The sequence below is a fragment of the Streptomyces sp. RB17 genome (genome assembly GCF_009604455.1).
Lineage (GTDB): Bacteria > Actinomycetota > Actinomycetes > Streptomycetales > Streptomycetaceae > Streptomyces.
Genome location: NZ_WEGL01000001.1, coordinates 1,049,402 through 1,064,346 on the forward strand (window position 1 = coordinate 1,049,402; position 14,945 = coordinate 1,064,346).

13 protein-coding genes and 1 riboswitch are annotated in these 14,945 nt (G+C 68.6%); of the genes, 11 read left to right on the forward strand and 2 right to left on the reverse strand.

The genetic code is table 11. From position 1 onward, the window contains the following. The first annotated feature begins 28 nt into the window (after positions 1-28). Positions 29-1,003 (forward strand): carbohydrate kinase family protein, encoded by a 975-nt coding sequence (locus tag SRB17_RS04850; protein ID WP_323374983.1) that lies wholly within the window; start codon positions 29-31, stop codon positions 1,001-1,003. 20 nt (positions 1,004-1,023) lie between these two features. On the opposite strand, the gene SRB17_RS04855 is transcribed toward SRB17_RS04850, so the two are convergent. Next, the gene (locus SRB17_RS04855; protein WP_153534822.1) at positions 1,024-2,403 is read right to left on the reverse strand and encodes a cysteine desulfurase/sulfurtransferase TusA family protein; all 1,380 of its coding nucleotides are present in this window, start codon (positions 2,401-2,403) and stop codon (positions 1,024-1,026) included. A gap of 261 nt (positions 2,404-2,664) precedes the next feature. Between SRB17_RS04855 and coxB the strand changes: the two genes are divergently transcribed. The 4 genes from coxB to SRB17_RS04875 all read left to right on the forward strand — a co-directional run bounded on the left by coxB (position 2,665) and on the right by SRB17_RS04875 (position 7,179). Further along, positions 2,665-3,624, forward strand: coding sequence for a cytochrome c oxidase subunit II (gene coxB / locus SRB17_RS04860; protein ID WP_323374984.1), 960 nt, complete (start codon positions 2,665-2,667; stop codon positions 3,622-3,624). Continuing rightward, entirely contained in the window at positions 3,621-5,354 is a 1,734-nt protein-coding gene (gene ctaD / locus SRB17_RS04865) for a cytochrome c oxidase subunit I (protein WP_323374985.1), read from the forward strand. The genes coxB and ctaD overlap by 4 nt, the downstream gene beginning before the upstream one ends. After that, complete coding sequence (locus tag SRB17_RS04870; protein ID WP_323374986.1) at positions 5,351-5,749, forward strand: cytochrome c oxidase subunit 4; 399 nt, start codon at positions 5,351-5,353, stop codon at positions 5,747-5,749. Before ctaD ends, SRB17_RS04870 begins: the two co-directional genes overlap by 4 nt. Positions 5,750-5,919: 170 nt before the next feature. Further along, complete coding sequence (locus SRB17_RS04875; protein ID WP_153534824.1) at positions 5,920-7,179, forward strand: L,D-transpeptidase; 1,260 nt, start codon at positions 5,920-5,922, stop codon at positions 7,177-7,179. A 68-nt stretch (positions 7,180-7,247) separates the two neighbouring features. Here the strand turns inward: SRB17_RS04875 and SRB17_RS04880 are convergent, their stop codons facing one another. Next, positions 7,248-7,649, reverse strand: coding sequence for a response regulator transcription factor (locus SRB17_RS04880; protein ID WP_153534826.1), 402 nt, complete (start codon positions 7,647-7,649; stop codon positions 7,248-7,250). 167 nt (positions 7,650-7,816) lie between these two features. Between SRB17_RS04880 and SRB17_RS04885 the strand changes: the two genes are divergently transcribed. The 6 genes from SRB17_RS04885 to SRB17_RS04910 all read left to right on the forward strand — a co-directional run bounded on the left by SRB17_RS04885 (position 7,817) and on the right by SRB17_RS04910 (position 14,899). Next, positions 7,817-8,437 (forward strand): cytochrome c oxidase subunit 3, encoded by a 621-nt coding sequence (locus tag SRB17_RS04885; protein WP_153534828.1) that lies wholly within the window; start codon positions 7,817-7,819, stop codon positions 8,435-8,437. 63 nt (positions 8,438-8,500) lie between these two features. After that, a complete protein-coding gene (locus SRB17_RS04890; RefSeq protein WP_323374987.1) occupies positions 8,501-9,313 on the forward strand; it encodes a c-type cytochrome in 813 nt (270 codons plus the stop codon). Then, positions 9,310-10,368 carry a ubiquinol-cytochrome c reductase iron-sulfur subunit gene (locus SRB17_RS04895; RefSeq protein WP_153534830.1) on the forward strand — a complete coding sequence of 353 codons (1,059 nt, stop codon included), beginning with the start codon at positions 9,310-9,312 and terminating at the stop codon, positions 10,366-10,368. The genes SRB17_RS04890 and SRB17_RS04895 overlap by 4 nt, the downstream gene beginning before the upstream one ends. Continuing rightward, positions 10,365-12,002: a cytochrome b gene (locus tag SRB17_RS04900; RefSeq protein ID WP_153534832.1), complete on the forward strand. Its 1,638-nt coding sequence runs from the start codon at positions 10,365-10,367 to the stop codon at positions 12,000-12,002. Before SRB17_RS04895 ends, SRB17_RS04900 begins: the two co-directional genes overlap by 4 nt. 119 nt (positions 12,003-12,121) lie before the next feature. Next, the gene (gene trpD, locus SRB17_RS04905) at positions 12,122-13,186 is read left to right on the forward strand and encodes an anthranilate phosphoribosyltransferase (RefSeq protein ID WP_153534834.1); all 1,065 of its coding nucleotides are present in this window, start codon (positions 12,122-12,124) and stop codon (positions 13,184-13,186) included. 75 nt (positions 13,187-13,261) lie between these two features. Further along, a riboswitch (SAM riboswitch) is annotated at positions 13,262-13,378 on the forward strand. A gap of 159 nt (positions 13,379-13,537) precedes the next feature. After that, positions 13,538-14,899 carry an aminotransferase class V-fold PLP-dependent enzyme gene (locus tag SRB17_RS04910; protein WP_153534836.1) on the forward strand — a complete coding sequence of 454 codons (1,362 nt, stop codon included), beginning with the start codon at positions 13,538-13,540 and terminating at the stop codon, positions 14,897-14,899. Positions 14,900-14,945 lie beyond the last annotated feature (46 nt).

Genomic DNA, 14,945 nt, shown 5'->3' on the forward strand with positions numbered 1-14,945 from the left:
TCCCGCCTCCCGCAGGAGATTCCCCGTCGTGCGCATCGCAGTCACCGGCTCCATCGCCACCGACCACCTCATGACATTCCCCGGCCGTTTCGCCGACCAGTTCGTCGCGGACCAGCTGCACACGGTTTCGCTCTCCTTCCTCGTCGACAACCTGGACGTGCGCCGCGGCGGCGTCGGGGCCAACATCGCCTTCGGCATGGGCCAGCTCGGCACCGGGCCGATCCTGGTCGGCGCCGCCGGCTTCGACTTCGACGAGTACCGCGCCTGGCTCGACCGGCACGGCGTGGACACCGATTCGGTCCGGATCTCCGAGACCCTGCACACCGCCCGCTTCGTGTGCACCACCGACGCCGACCACAACCAGATCGGCTCGTTCTACACCGGCGCGATGAGCGAGGCCCGCCTCATCGAGCTGAAGACCGTCGCCGACCGCGTGGGCGGCCTGGACCTGGTCCTCATCGGCGCCGACGACCCCGAGGCGATGCTCCGCCACACGGAGGAGTGCCGCTCCCGCGGGATCCCCTTCGCCGCCGACTTCTCCCAGCAGATCGCCCGGATGGACGGCGACGAGATCCGGGTGCTGCTGGACGGGGCGACGTACCTGTTCTCCAACGAGTACGAGAAGGGTCTCATCGAGACCAAGACCGGCTGGAGCGGCGCCGAGATCCTCGCCAAGGTCGGCCACCGCGTCACCACGCTCGGCTCGCGCGGCGTGCGCATCGAGCGGGTCGGCGAAGACCCGATCGAGGTCGGCGTCCCCGAGGAGGAGCGCAAGGCCGACCCCACGGGCGTCGGCGACGCCTTCCGTGCGGGGTTCCTGTCGGGACTGGCCTGGGGTGTCTCGCTGGAGCGCGCCGCTCAGGTGGGCTGCATGCTGGCGACCCTCGTCATCGAGACGGTGGGGACGCAGGAGTACCGGCTGCGGCGGGGGCACTTCATGGAGCGGTTCGTGAAGGCGTACGGAGATTCGGCCGGCGAGGAGGTTCAGGCCCACCTGCGCTGACGCGGCGGCAGCTGGGGCGTTCAGCTCACCCGGCGTACCACGTACGCCGTACCCCGCTCCGCAGGCTCCTCCCCGACGTACTCCTGTCCCCGCATCTCGCACCACGCCGGGATGTCCAGGCGGGCCGCCTCGTCGTCGGAGAGGACCCGTACGGTCCCGCCGACCGGCACCTGGCCGAACACCTTGGCCAGCTCGATGACCGGGATCGGGCACCGCTTGCCCAGGGAGTCGACGAGGACTTCCCCGCGGCCCTCCTGGGCGGCCGGTGCGGTCGGCGCGCCCAGCTTCTCGCGGACCCCGGCCACGGCCCCCGGCAGCACCGCCAGGAACCGCTCCACGTCCTCCTCGGCCGTCCCCGCCGGCAGGGACACCCGTACGTTCCCCTCGCTCAGCACGCCCATCGCCTTCAGTACATGGCTGGGCGTCAGCGTGCTGCTCGTGCAGGAGGAACCGGAGGAGACGGAGAAGCCCTCCCGGTCCAGTTCGTGCAGCAGCGCCTCGCCGTCGACGTAGAGGCAGGAGAAGGTGACGATCCCGGGCAGCCGGCGCTCGGGGTCGCCGACGACCTCCACGTCCGGCACCAACAGCGGCACCCGGGCCCGGATCCGCTCCGTCAGCTCCCGCAGCCGTACCGCCTCCTGGGCCGCCTCGGCCCGCACCGCGCGCAGGGAGGCCGCGGCCGCCACGATCGCCGGGATGTTCTCGAACCCGGGTGCTCGCCCCGACTCCCGTTCGTCGACGGGCCCTTGGGCGGCGAACCGCACCCCCTTGCGCACGACGAGCAGCCCGACCCCGGACGGCCCGCCCCATTTGTGCGCGCTGGCCGCCAGCAGCGACCAGTCGCCCTCGACGGGCCCCCACCCCAGCGACTGCGCCGCGTCCACCAGCAGCGGCACCCCGGCGGCCCGGCACACCTCGGCCACCTCGGCGACCGGCTGCACGGTCCCCACCTCATGGTTGGCCGACTGCAGACACGCCAGCGCGGTGTCCGGACGCAGGGCGGAGGCGTAGTCCGATGGAGTGACGGCTCCGGCCCGGTCGACGGCCACCTGGGTGACCGTCCCCCCGTCCCGCTCGAACACCTCCGCCGCATGGAGCACGGAGGAGTGTTCGACGGCTGACACGATCAGGTGGCGCCCGACCCGGCGCCGCGCGGCCAACGCCCCCGCGACACCCGTGTGCAGGGCCCGCGTACCGGAGGAGGCGAACACCACCTCGTCCGCCCGACACCCAACGGCTTCGGCAGCCGCCTCCCGCGCGGCGTCGAGCAGCATCCGCGCCTTGCGCCCTTCCCGGTACAACCGCGCGGGATCGGCCCACCCCTCATCCAAAGAGGCCAACAACGCCTGATGGGCCACGGGATGGAGGGGAGCGGCGGAAGCAGCATCAAAGTAGGCCATACGGCAACGCTAAACCGCCGGTCAGGGCAGCGTCCCGAAGGGGCGCGGGGAACTGCGCGACCAGCTACGACGGACCCGCAGCCGCCAATTCAGCGAACCACCCGAGTTAGTAGGCACCCCTCCCCGCGAACCCCCCGAGGGCGTCGGCTAGGGTTTGGTCCGCATAAACATCCAAACCCCTGCCCGACGCAGGGCGGCGACCGACCAGCGAGAAGAAGGCCGCAGCCGACCGCGCGGGCGAGACTCTCGGGAAGGCGCTACGTGAGTCCCAACGGCTCCGACCGCTCGCCGCGGCGCCCGATGCGGCGGAAGCTGCTGCAGGCACTGACCGCGGGCCTGGTCCTGGCGACCGCAACCGGTTGCACATACAAGGACTTCCCCCGCCTTGGCATGCCCACCCCGACCACGGAAGAGGCTCCGCGGATCCTCTCCCTGTGGCAGGGCTCCTGGGCTGCCGCGCTCGCCGTCGGCGTGCTGGTGTGGGGCCTGATCCTGTGGAGCGCCATGTTCCACCGGCGCAGCCGCACCAAGGTCGAGGTACCTCCGCAGACCCGGTACAACATGCCGATCGAGGCCCTGTACACGGTGGTCCCGATCATCATCATCTCGGTGCTCTTCTACTTCACGGCCCGGGACGAGACGAAGCTCCTCAGCCTCGACAAGAAGCCCGACGTCACGGTCAACGTGGTCGGCTTCCAGTGGAGCTGGGGCTTCAACTACGTCGAGAACGTCCCCGGCGTCTCCGGCAACGCCAAGACCGACCCGAACCTGAACGCCATCCCGGACCGGTTCAAGAACCAGTTCCCGGCGAACGCCGGTGGTGTCTACGACGTCGGTACGCCGGGCACGCGGAACCCGCAGACCGGCAACCCCGGTCCGACGCTGTGGCTCCCCAAGGGCAAGACGGTCCGCTTCATCCTCACCTCGCGTGACGTCATCCACTCCTTCTGGGTGGTGCCGTTCCTCATGAAGCAGGACGTCATCCCGGGTCACACCAACGCGTTCCAGGTGACCCCGAACCACGAGGGCACCTTCCTCGGCAAGTGCGCCGAGCTCTGCGGCGTCGACCACTCCCGGATGCTGTTCAACGTGAAGGTCGTCTCCCCGGCGGCGTACCAGAAGCACCTCCAGGACCTCGCCAAGAAGGGGCAGACCGGTTACGTTCCCGCCGGCATCGCGCAGACGAGCCACGAGAAGAACCGGGAGACGAACAACCTGTGAGCATCCTCAACGAACCCCAGGGTGCCGCGGCAGCTGAAGGCGCGTTCGCGGACGAGCTGCCGGTCAGGCGTAAGCAGCCCGGCAATGTCGTGGTGAAGTGGCTGACGACCACCGACCACAAGACGATCGGGACGATGTACCTCGTGACGTCGTTCGCGTTCTTCCTGATCGGTGGCGTGATGGCGCTGCTCATGCGCGCCGAGCTGGCCCGGCCGGGCCTGCAGATCATGTCGAACGAGCAGTTCAACCAGGCGTTCACGATGCACGGCACGATCATGCTGCTGATGTTCGCGACGCCGCTGTTCGCCGGCTTCACGAACTGGATCATGCCGCTGCAGATCGGCGCGCCGGACGTGGCGTTCCCGCGGCTGAACATGTTCGCCTACTGGCTGTACCTGTTCGGCTCGACCATCGCGGTGGGCGGCTTCCTCACCCCGCAGGGTGCGGCCGACTTCGGCTGGTTCGCCTACTCGCCGCTGTCGGACGCGGTCCGCAGCCCGGGCATCGGCGCCGACATGTGGATCATGGGTCTGGCCTTCTCCGGCTTCGGCACCATCCTCGGTGCGGTCAACTTCATCACCACGATCATCTGCATGCGCGCCCCGGGCATGACCATGTTCCGCATGCCGATCTTCGTGTGGAACGTGCTGCTGACCGCCGTGCTGGTCCTGCTGGCCTTCCCGGTCCTGGCGGCCGCGCTGTTCGCCCTGGAGGCGGACCGCAAGTTCGGCGCCCATGTCTTCGACGCCACCAACGGCGGCGCACTCCTGTGGCAACACCTCTTCTGGTTCTTCGGCCATCCAGAGGTGTACATCATCGCGCTGCCGTTCTTCGGCATCATCAGCGAAGTCATCCCGGTGTTCTCCCGCAAGCCGATGTTCGGCTACATGGGTCTGATCGCCGCGACCATCTCCATCGCCGGTCTGTCCGTGACCGTGTGGGCCCACCACATGTACGTCACCGGTGGTGTGCTGCTGCCGTTCTTCTCCTTCATGACGTTCCTGATCGCCGTGCCGACCGGCGTGAAGTTCTTCAACTGGATCGGCACGATGTGGAAGGGCTCGCTGTCCTTCGAGACACCGATGCTCTGGGCCGTCGGCTTCCTGATCACCTTCACGTTCGGTGGTCTGACCGGTGTCATCCTGGCCTCGCCCCCGATGGACTTCCACGTCTCCGACTCGTACTTCGTGGTGGCCCACTTCCACTACGTGGTCTTCGGTACGGTCGTCTTCGCCATGTTCTCCGGCTTCCACTTCTGGTGGCCGAAGATGACCGGCAAGATGCTGGACGAACGCCTCGGCAAGATCACCTTCTGGACGCTGTTCGTCGGCTTCCACGGCACCTTCCTGGTCCAGCACTGGCTGGGCGTGGAGGGCATGCCGCGCCGCTACGCCGACTACCTGGCGGCCGACGGCTTCACCGCCCTGAACACGGTCTCCACCATCTGCTCCTTCCTGCTCGGCCTGTCGATCCTGCCGTTCCTCTACAACGTCTGGAAGACGGCCAAGTACGGCAAGCCGGTCGACGTGGACGACCCCTGGGGCTACGGCCGTTCGCTGGAGTGGGCGACCTCCTGCCCGCCGCCGCGGCACAACTTCCTCACCCTGCCGCGGATCCGCAGCGAATCCCCGGCGTTCGACCTGCACCACCCTGAGATCGCCGCGCTCGAGCAGCTCGCGCACAGCGGTCACGGCACCGCCATCGCGGGCAGCAAGGAGGCCGGCAAGTGAAGATCCAGGGTCGGATGTTCGTCTGGCTGAGCGCCTTCCTCCTGATCATGGCCATCGTGTATGGCGTGTGGTCGAAGGAGCCGGCCGGCACCACCGCACTGTTCCTGGCCTTCGGCCTGAGCATCATGATCGGCTTCTACCTGGGCTTCACCGCCCGGCGGGTCGACGCGGGCGCCCAGGACGACAAGGAGGCCGACGTCGCGGACGACGCGGGCGAGCTGGGCTTCTTCAGCCCGCACAGCTGGCAGCCGCTCATGCTGGGCTTCGGCGGTGCGATCGCCTTCCTCAGCATCGCGGTCGGCTGGTGGCTGATCTACTTCTCCGCCCCGTTCATCGTGGTCGGTCTGTTCGGCTGGGTGTTCGAGTACTACCACGGTGAGAACCGCACCCAGTAGCACGCACCCCGCGCGCACGTACCGGAGGCCCGGACGCTCCCTCAGGAGGGTCCGGGCCTCCGGCTTTTCCACAGGCTGTCCGGGCGCGGTTCGGTCGTTTGCCGCAGTGTCGGTCGCCCGTACGGGTTACTCACCGCGCAAATGGGGTCAACGCCTCATAGCGTGATCGTATGAACCACTCTCCGCGGACCCGCACCGTCGTCGGCTGCACCCTGCTGGTGACCGCGCTCGGCGCGGGCGTCACCGCCTGCGGTTCGGACGGCGACCCTCTGTCGTCCAAGCCGTACGACGCGGCGGACATAATCTCCTTCAACGGCCCCACCGACGCGAAGCAGCGGGCCGATCCGGACAAGCCCCTGGAGATCACCGCCAACGATGACGACGTCATCACCGACGTCACCGTTCAGGACTCCGCAGGGCGCTATGTGGCGGGCGAACTCGCCGCCGACGGCAGCAGATGGCACAGCACCGCCCCGCTGGCCGCCAACACCCACTACACGGTCACCGTGAGCACCGAGGACGACGACGGCGCGCCCGGCCGCAAGGTCTACACGTTCGACACCAGCAACCCCAGCAGCAAGAAGCGCCTGACCGTCACCCTCGGCCCGAAGTCGGGCGAGTACGGCGTCGGCCAGCCCATCACCGCCCAACTCGACCAGCCGGTCAAGGACAAGGCGCAGCGCGCCGTCGTGGAACGTGCCCTCCGGGTGGACTCCGTGCCGGCCGTGGAGGGCTCCTGGTACTGGGTGAGCGACAAGGAACTCCACTACCGGCCCGAGGCGTACTGGCCCGTCCACACCACCATCACCGTGCACAGCAACCTGAACGGCATCAAGATCAGTGACCGGCTGTGGGGCGGCCCGTCGAAACCGCTGAAGCTCACCATCGGTGACCGGATCGAGGCCATCACCGACGCCGCGGCGCACCGACTGACGTTCTACAAGGACGGCCAGGCCATCAAGCAGATCCCGGTCACCACCGGCCGACCCGGCTTCGACACCCGCAACGGCATCAAGGTCGTCCTGGAGAAGGCGTACGTCGTCCGCATGCGCAGCTCCACGATCGGCATCGCCGCGGGCAGCTCGGACTCCTTCGACCTGTCGGTCTACTACTCCACCCGGGTGACCTGGTCCGGCGAGTACGTGCACGCCGCGCCCTGGTCCGTGGGCTCGCAGGGCTACGCCAACGTCAGCCACGGCTGCACGGGCATGAGCACCGGCAACGCCAAGTGGTTCTTCGACAACATCCACCAGGGCGACATCGTCAAGGTCGTCAACTCCAGAGGCCGCGAAATGGAGGACTTCGGCAACGGCTTCGGCGACTGGAACGTCGACTGGAACAAGTGGCGCAAGGGCAGCGCCCTGACCAACGGCAAGCAGGACGGCCCGTCCGATGCGGACACGGTGAGACTGCAGCCAACGGCCACGTGAGCGCCCTGAAGCGGCGCGAGAAGGCCCCATGGACCCGCTCTCGCGCACGACCATCGCGCCCCGGGCTCCTAGGCGCTCAGCAACCGCTTCTGACGGAGCAGCGAAGCGAGGGCCGAGGCGAACTCCACAGGATCCACCGGAAGAGTCACAGCCGCGTCAGCCCGGCTCCACGTGGCCAACCAGGCATCCTGCGGCCGGCCCATGAGGACGAGCACCGGCGGGCAGTTGAACACCTCGTCCTTGATCTGCCGGCACACCCCCATGCCCCCCATCGGCACGGCCTCGCCGTCGAGCACGCACACGTCGATACCGCCCTTGCCCAGCTCGCGCAGCACCGCGTCGGGCGTCGCGCACTCCACGAACTCGACCAGGGGGACGTCGGGAGCCGGCCTGCGGCCGGTGGCCAGCCGTACTTGCTCGCGGGTGTTGGAGTCGTCGCTGTAGACCAGCACCGTGGCGGTCGGCTGCATTGTTCCTCCGGGACGTCAGCGTCGTACGGACGGGACGGACAGGGCCGTTCGGGGCGGAGCTTACTCCCGTCGAAGTCCCCATGAACACCACGTCAACACCGGTTCGGCGGGCAGCAACACTCCGAACGGCACCCCCCGGAGTGAGGGCGGGATAAGCGACCGACATAATGTCGGTCGTGGCGACAGCAACGACAGTAGAAACCGGGCACGCGCACCCGTCGGTCAACCGGCCGAACCTCACCAGCGTCGGAACCATCATCTGGCTGAGTTCCGAGCTGATGTTCTTCGCGGCCCTCTTCGCGATGTACTTCACCCTGCGATCGGTGACGGGTCCGGCGCACTGGAAGCACATGGCCGACGCGCTCAATGTGCCCTTCTCCGCGACGAACACCACGATCCTGGTGCTCTCCTCGCTCACCTGCCAGCTCGGCGTGTTCGCGGCCGAGCGCGGTGACGTGAAGAAGCTCAGAGGGTGGTTCATCGTCACCTTCATCATGGGTGCGATCTTCATCGGCGGTCAGATCTACGAGTACACGAGCCTGGTGAGGGACGAGGGCATCTCGCTCTCCTCCGACCCGTACGGCTCGGTGTTCTACCTGACCACCGGCTTCCACGGCCTGCACGTGACGGGCGGCCTCATCGCCTTCCTGCTGGTCCTCGGCCGCACCTACATGGCCAAGAGGTTCACCCACGAGCAGGCGACCGCCGCCATCGTCGTGTCCTACTACTGGCACTTCGTCGATGTGGTCTGGATCGGCCTTTTCGCCACGATCTACCTGATCAAGTAGCCGGGACCGGCTCCCGCACATCCAGAAGCACCGACGCAGAAGATCCTGACACCGGGGTAATCCGTGAAAAAGCTCTCCGCACGACGACGCCATCCGCTGGCGGCGGTCGTCGTCCTACTCCTCGCGCTGGCGGCCACTGGGGGGCTGTACGCCGCGTTCGCACCCGCGGGCAAGGCGCAGGCCGATGATTCCGCCCAGTCCCTGACCATCAAGGAGGGCAAGAAGCTCTACGAGGTCGGCTGCGCCAGCTGCCACGGCACCGGTGGCCAGGGCTCCTCCGACGGGCCGAGCCTGGTCGGCGTGGGTGCCGCGGCCGTCGACTTCCAGGTCGGCACCGGCCGTATGCCGGCCGCCACCTCGCAGGGCGCCCAGGTCCCGCGCAAGAAGGTCGTCTACAACCAGACGCAGATCGACCAGCTCGCCGCGTACATCGCCTCGCTGGGCGCCGGCCCGAGCGTGCCGACCAAGGACCAGTACGGTCCCGCCGGCGCGGACATCGCCAAGGGTGGCGAGCTGTTCCGCACCAACTGCGCGCAGTGCCACAACTTCACCGGCAAGGGCGGCGCCCTGACCAAGGGCAAGTTCGCGCCGACTCTCGAGGGTGTCGACCCGAAGCACATCTACGAGGCCATGCAGACCGGCCCGCAGAACATGCCGTCCTTCCCCGACACCACGCTGTCCTCCAAGAACAAGAAGGACATCATCGCGTACCTGCACGCGGTCGACAGCAGCGAGACGACGAACCCCGGCGGTCTGGAGCTGGGCGGCCTCGGGCCGGTCAGTGAGGGTCTGTTCGCCTGGATCTTCGGACTCGGCGCGCTGATCGTGGTCGCCGTCTGGGTCGCCGCTCGGACCGCAAAGGCCAAGAAGTCATGAGTAGCCAAGACATTCCAGAAGAGAGCCTGCCCGCAGAGCAGGACCACGCCCACGGCACGGTAGCGGTCGCGGACGAGAAGAACCCGTTCGCCGACCCGGGGCTGCCGCCTCACGAGCACCGGATCCAGGACATCGACGAGCGGGCCGCCAAGCGGTCCGAGCGCGTGGTCGCCCTGCTGTTCACGGTGTCGATGCTGGCCACCGTCGGCTTCATCGTCTCGTACGTGACGATCCCGCACGACAAGAGCATCTTCGTCTTCCCGATCGGGCACCTCAGCGCGCTGAACTTCGCGCTGGGCCTGACCCTCGGGGCGTCGCTGTTCTGCATCGGCGCGGGCGCGGTCCACTGGGCCCGCACCCTGATGTCCGACGTCGAGGTCGCCGACGACCGGCACGCCATCGAGGCCCCGGCCGACGTCCGCGCGAAGGTGCACGCGGACTTCCGGCAGGGCGCCAAGGAGTCGGCGCTCGGCCGCCGCAAGCTGCTGCGCAACACGATGTTCGGCGCGCTGGCCCTGTTCCCGCTCTCCAGCCTCATGCTGCTGCGCGACCTGGGGCCGCTGCCCGGCACCTCGCTGCGGCACACGCTGTGGGCCAAGGGCAAGCGCCTGGTCAACATGAACACGGGCCTGCCGCTGCGCCCCGAGGACGTCGCCGTCGGTTCCCTCACCTTCGCCAAGCCCGACGGGCTTCAGGAGACGGACGAGGAGTTCCAGACGGAGATCGCCAAGGCCGCGCTGATGATCGTCCGGCTGCAGCCGGGCAACATCAAGGACAAGCGCGAGCTCGACTGGTCGCACGAGGGCATCGTCGCCTTCTCGAAGATCTGCACCCACGTCGGCTGCCCGATCTCGCTGTACGAGCAGCAGACGCACCACGTGCTGTGCCCGTGCCACCAGTCCACCTTCGACCTCTCCGACGGTGCCCGAGTGATCTTCGGCCCCGCCGGCCACGCCCTGCCGCAGCTGCGCATCGGCGTGGACAGCGACGGTTACCTCCAGGCGCTCGGCGACTTCGAGGAGCCCGTCGGTCCTGCATTCTGGGAGCGCGGATGAGTACTGCTGCGAACGAGACGCCCCGCTCTCGCGGGAAGGCACCGGCCGGCGAGCGGATCGCCGACTGGGCCGACGGCCGGCTCGGGATCTACTCCCTGGCCAAGTCCAACATGCGCAAGATCTTCCCCGACCACTGGTCGTTCATGTTGGGCGAAGTGTGCATGTACAGCTTCATCATCATCATCCTGACGGGTGTCTATCTGACGCTGTTCTTCCACCCGTCGATGAACGAGGTCGTGTACCACGGCTCGTATGTCCCGCTCCAGGGACAGCTGATGTCCGAGGCGTTCAACTCGACCCTGCACATCTCCTTCGACGTGCGCGGTGGTCTGCTCATCCGGCAGATCCACCACTGGGCCGCGCTGATCTTCCTCGCCGGCATGTTCGTGCACATGATGCGCGTGTTCTTCACCGGCGCGTTCCGCAAGCCGCGTGAGATCAACTGGCTGTTCGGCTTCCTGCTGTTCGTCCTCGGCATGTTCACCGGCTTCACCGGTTACTCGCTCCCGGACGACCTGCTCTCCGGCACCGGTGTCCGCTTCATGGAGGGCGCGATCCTGTCCGTGCCGATCGTCGGCACGTACCTGTCGTTCTTCCTCTTCGGCGGCCAGTTCCCCGGTCACGACTTCGTCGCCCGGTTCTACTCGATCCACATCCTGCTGCTGCCGGGCATCATGCTCGGCCTGATGGTGGGCCACCTGATCCTGGTCTTCTACCACAAGCACACGCAGTTCGCGGGTCCCGGAAAGACCGAGAAGAACGTCGTCGGCATGCCGCTGCTGCCGGTGTACATGGCCAAGGCCGGAGGCTTCTTCTTCCTGGTCTTCGGTGTCATCGCGGCCATCGCGGCGGTCGCCCAGATCAACCCGATCTGGGCCATGGGCCCCTACCGTCCGGACCAGGTGTCCACCGGCGCCCAGCCCGACTGGTACATGGGCTTCTCCGAGGGCCTGATCCGCTTCATGCCGGGCTGGGAGATCAACTTCTGGGGTCACACGCTCGTCCTGGGCGTCTTCATCCCGCTGATGATCTTCCCGTTGGTCCTCGTGGCGATCGCGGTCTACCCGTTCATCGAGTCCTGGGTCACCGGCGACAAGAGCGAGCACCACATCCTGGACCGCCCGCGCAACGCCCCGACGCGCACCGGTCTCGGTGTCGCCTGGATGGTGCTGTACCTGACGCTGCTGGTCGGCGGCGGCAACGACCTGTGGGCCACGCACTTCCACCTGTCGATCAACGCCGTGACCTGGTTCGTCCGGATCGCCTTCTTCGTCGGCCCGGTCTTCGCGTTCCTCGTCACCAAGCGGATCTGCCTGGGTCTGCAGCGTCGCGACCGCGACAAGGTGCTGCACGGTCGCGAGACCGGCATCATCAAGCGGCTGCCGCACGGTGAGTTCATCGAGGTGCACGAGCCGCTCAGCCAGGAGCAGCTGCACACGCTCACGGCTCACCACCAGTACGAGCCGGCCGAGATCGGCCCGACGGTCGACGAGAACGGTGTCGAGCGCAAGATTCCGGCCTCGGAGAAGCTCCGGGTGAAGCTGTCCAGCGGCTACTACGGCGAGGACAACCAGATCCCGAAGCCGACCGTCGAGGAGTACAAGGAGATCACGAGCGGCCACGGCCACCACTGATCCCCGCGTCGCCACGCCACGCTGAAGGGCCCCGTCCGGCTTACGGACGGGGCCCTTCGCCGTGTCCGGAGGTGGATAGGCTGGGATCACACTCTTTCTCACGACACCAGGAGCGGCTGATGAGCGCTGTGACCCCCGCTGGAGGCGACACCGCGGCGGGCCGTTCCTGGCCCGAGGTACTGAACGCCCTGCTGGCAGGCCGCGACCAGAGCGCGGACGCCACCGCCTGGGCGATGGACCGGATCATGCGCGGGGAGGCGACGGACGCGCAGATCGCCGGGTTCGCCGTGGCCCTGCGGGCCAAGGGCGAGACGGTGGAGGAGATCACCGGGCTGGTCCGCGCCATGTACGACCACGCGAACGTCATCGAGGTGCCGGGGGAGACCGTCGACATCGTGGGCACCGGCGGTGACGGTGCCAAGACGGTGAACATCTCCACCATGTCCGCGATCGTCGTCGCCGGCACCGGCGCGAAGGTCGTCAAGCACGGCAACCGGGCCGCGTCCTCGGCGTCGGGCGCGTCGGACGTGCTGGAGAAGCTGGGCGTGAATCTGAACCTCCCGCTGGAGCGGGTCCCGCAGGTCGCCGAGGAGGCCGGGATCACCTTCTGCTTCGCGGTGAAGTTCCACCCGGCGCTGCGCCATGTGGCCGCCGCCCGTGGCCAGTTGGGCATCCGTACGACCTTCAACGTCCTCGGTCCGCTGACGAATCCGGCGAAGGTCCGCGCCCAGGCCGTCGGCGTGGCGGACCTCCGGATGGCCCCGATCGTGGCCGGCGTCCTCGCCGAGCGCGGCAACTCCTCCCTGGTCTTCCGCGGCGACGACGGCTTGGACGAGCTGACCACGACCGCCACCTCGCGGATCTGGGTCGTCCGGGACGGCAAGGTCACCGAGGAGGCCTTCGACCCGAGGGACGTCGGTATCGATCTCGTCCCCGTGGAGGCCCTGCGCGGCGCGGACGCGTCGTACAACGCGGAGGTCGCCCGCCGCCTGCTCGACGGTGAGAAGGGGGCCGTACGGGACGCCGTGCTGCTGAACTCCGCGGCGGCTCTCGTCGCCCTGCACCCGACGGACGCCCCGCTCGCCGCGCAGCTGCGGGCCGGCATGGCGAAGGCGGCGGAGTCCATCGACTCGGGGGCGGCGAAGCGAACGCTGGAGCGGTGGGTGGCGGCGAGCAACGCCTAGCGGTGATCGGCGGTCGTCCCGCAATCCGGACTCGGGTTGCGGGACGACGATCTTTTCCCGTACGTTCCTGTACCAGGTCATGAGTGACAGCCATTCGGCCCCGGCCGGCTGTCCGGCAACCCTCCGTCCGTGGCGGGGTGCCCCGGGTGAGGACCAGGTCGTAGGCAGCGAGGTCTACGGCAAGCGCGGACCCCTCGCGCGCCGCTGAGCGCGGGACCAGGGGTCCTGGTCATCGAGGGAGCCTTCCGTGAGCAAGCGAATGCGATAGGGCCGCAGAGCCCCGCCTCCGCACACCCCTTCTCACCTTTCCCGTACGCCGTCTTCGGTGTGCGTCCTCACGGGAGTTCCCCCATGTCTGTCTTCACCGCTGCCTCCGACCAGTCCGTCTGCGCCCCGCTGCCCGTTCTGGGCCGGGATGTCACCGTCCCGCTCGTCACCGGCGGCGAGGTCACCTACGCGGCCCTCGACTACGCGGCCAGCGCCCCCGCCCTGCAGCGCGTCTGGGACGACGTGGCCGCCTACGCGCCGTACTACGGCAGCGTCCACCGCGGCGCCGGCTACCTCTCCCAGCTCTCCACCGACCTCTTCGAGAACGCCCGCAGGACGGTCGCCGCGTTCCTGGACTGCCGCGCCGACGACCAGTTGGTCTTCACCCGCTCCACCACGGACTCCCTGAATCTCCTGGCCCGTGCTCTCCCCGCCGACTGCCAGGTCTTCGTCTTCGAGACCGAGCACCACGCGAGCCTGCTGCCCTGGCAGGACGCCCGGGTCACCTACCTGAACGCCCCCCGCACCCCGCAGCAGGCCGTCACGACCCTGGAGCGCGCCCTTGCCGACCGCGACCCCTACGGCCCGGCCCTGGTCTGCGTCACCGGCGCCTCGAACGTCACCGGCGAGCTGTGGCCCGTACGGGAGCTGGCGGCAGCCGCCCACGCGCACGGCGCCCGTATCGTCCTGGACGCCGCCCAGCTGGCCCCGCACCACCCCGTGTCCGTCCGTGACCTGGATGTCGACTGGGTCGCCTTCTCGGGCCACAAGCTGTACGCCCCCTTCGGCTCCGGCGTCCTGGCCGGCCGCGCCGACTGGCTGCGCGTGGCCGAGCCGTACCTGGCGGGCGGCGGCGCCAGCCGCAAGGTGACCCGGCGTCAGGACGGCGGCGTGGACGTGGAGTGGCACGAGAGCGCCGCGCGGCACGAGGCGGGGTCGCCCAATGTGATCGGCGCCTACTCCATCGCGTCGGCCTGCAAGGCACTCACCGAGGCCGGCTGGGACACCCTGGTCGCCCGTGAGCAGCACCTCGTCCGTACGGTCCGCGCGGGTCTGGCCGAGGTGCCCCAGGTGAAGGTGCTGTCCCTCTTCGGCGACGACGCCCCGCGCGTGGGCGTGATCTCCTTCGTGGTGGAGGGCTGGAACAGCTCCCACTTCGCCGCCGCGCTCTCCGCCGAGTACGGCATCGGCGTCCGCGACGGCCTCTTCTGCGCCCACCCCCTGGTCCGCACCCTGCTCGGCACCGACCCCCAGACCCAGGGCGAATGCGGCGCCCCCGAGGCCGCACCGGGCGAGAAGTCCCTCAACGCCATCCGCGTGAGCTTCGGCGCGGGCACGCCGGACGAGCATGTCGACCGCTTTGTCACGGCGGTGAAGGAACTGATCACCGAGGGTGCCAAGTGGACCTACCGCACGGAGGACGGCCGCTGCGTCCCGGCGGTGTGAGGCCGACGCCAAGGGCAGCTCCCCGAAGGGGCGCGGGGCTGTGTCT

Coding starts and splice junctions, on each gene's coding strand:
- SRB17_RS04900 (WP_153534832.1), top strand. CDS start 10,365: ATGAGTACTGCTGCGAACGAGACGCCCCGCTCTCGCGGGAAGGCACCG.
- SRB17_RS04875 (WP_153534824.1), top strand. CDS start 5,920: ATGAACCACTCTCCGCGGACCCGCACCGTCGTCGGCTGCACCCTGCTG.
- SRB17_RS04880 (WP_153534826.1), bottom strand. CDS start 7,649: ATGCAGCCGACCGCCACGGTGCTGGTCTACAGCGACGACTCCAACACC.
- SRB17_RS04895 (WP_153534830.1), top strand. CDS start 9,310: ATGAGTAGCCAAGACATTCCAGAAGAGAGCCTGCCCGCAGAGCAGGAC.
- SRB17_RS04855 (WP_153534822.1), bottom strand. CDS start 2,403: ATGGCCTACTTTGATGCTGCTTCCGCCGCTCCCCTCCATCCCGTGGCC.
- SRB17_RS04910 (WP_153534836.1), top strand. CDS start 13,538: ATGTCTGTCTTCACCGCTGCCTCCGACCAGTCCGTCTGCGCCCCGCTG.
- trpD (WP_153534834.1), top strand. CDS start 12,122: ATGAGCGCTGTGACCCCCGCTGGAGGCGACACCGCGGCGGGCCGTTCC.
- SRB17_RS04885 (WP_153534828.1), top strand. CDS start 7,817: ATGTCGGTCGTGGCGACAGCAACGACAGTAGAAACCGGGCACGCGCAC.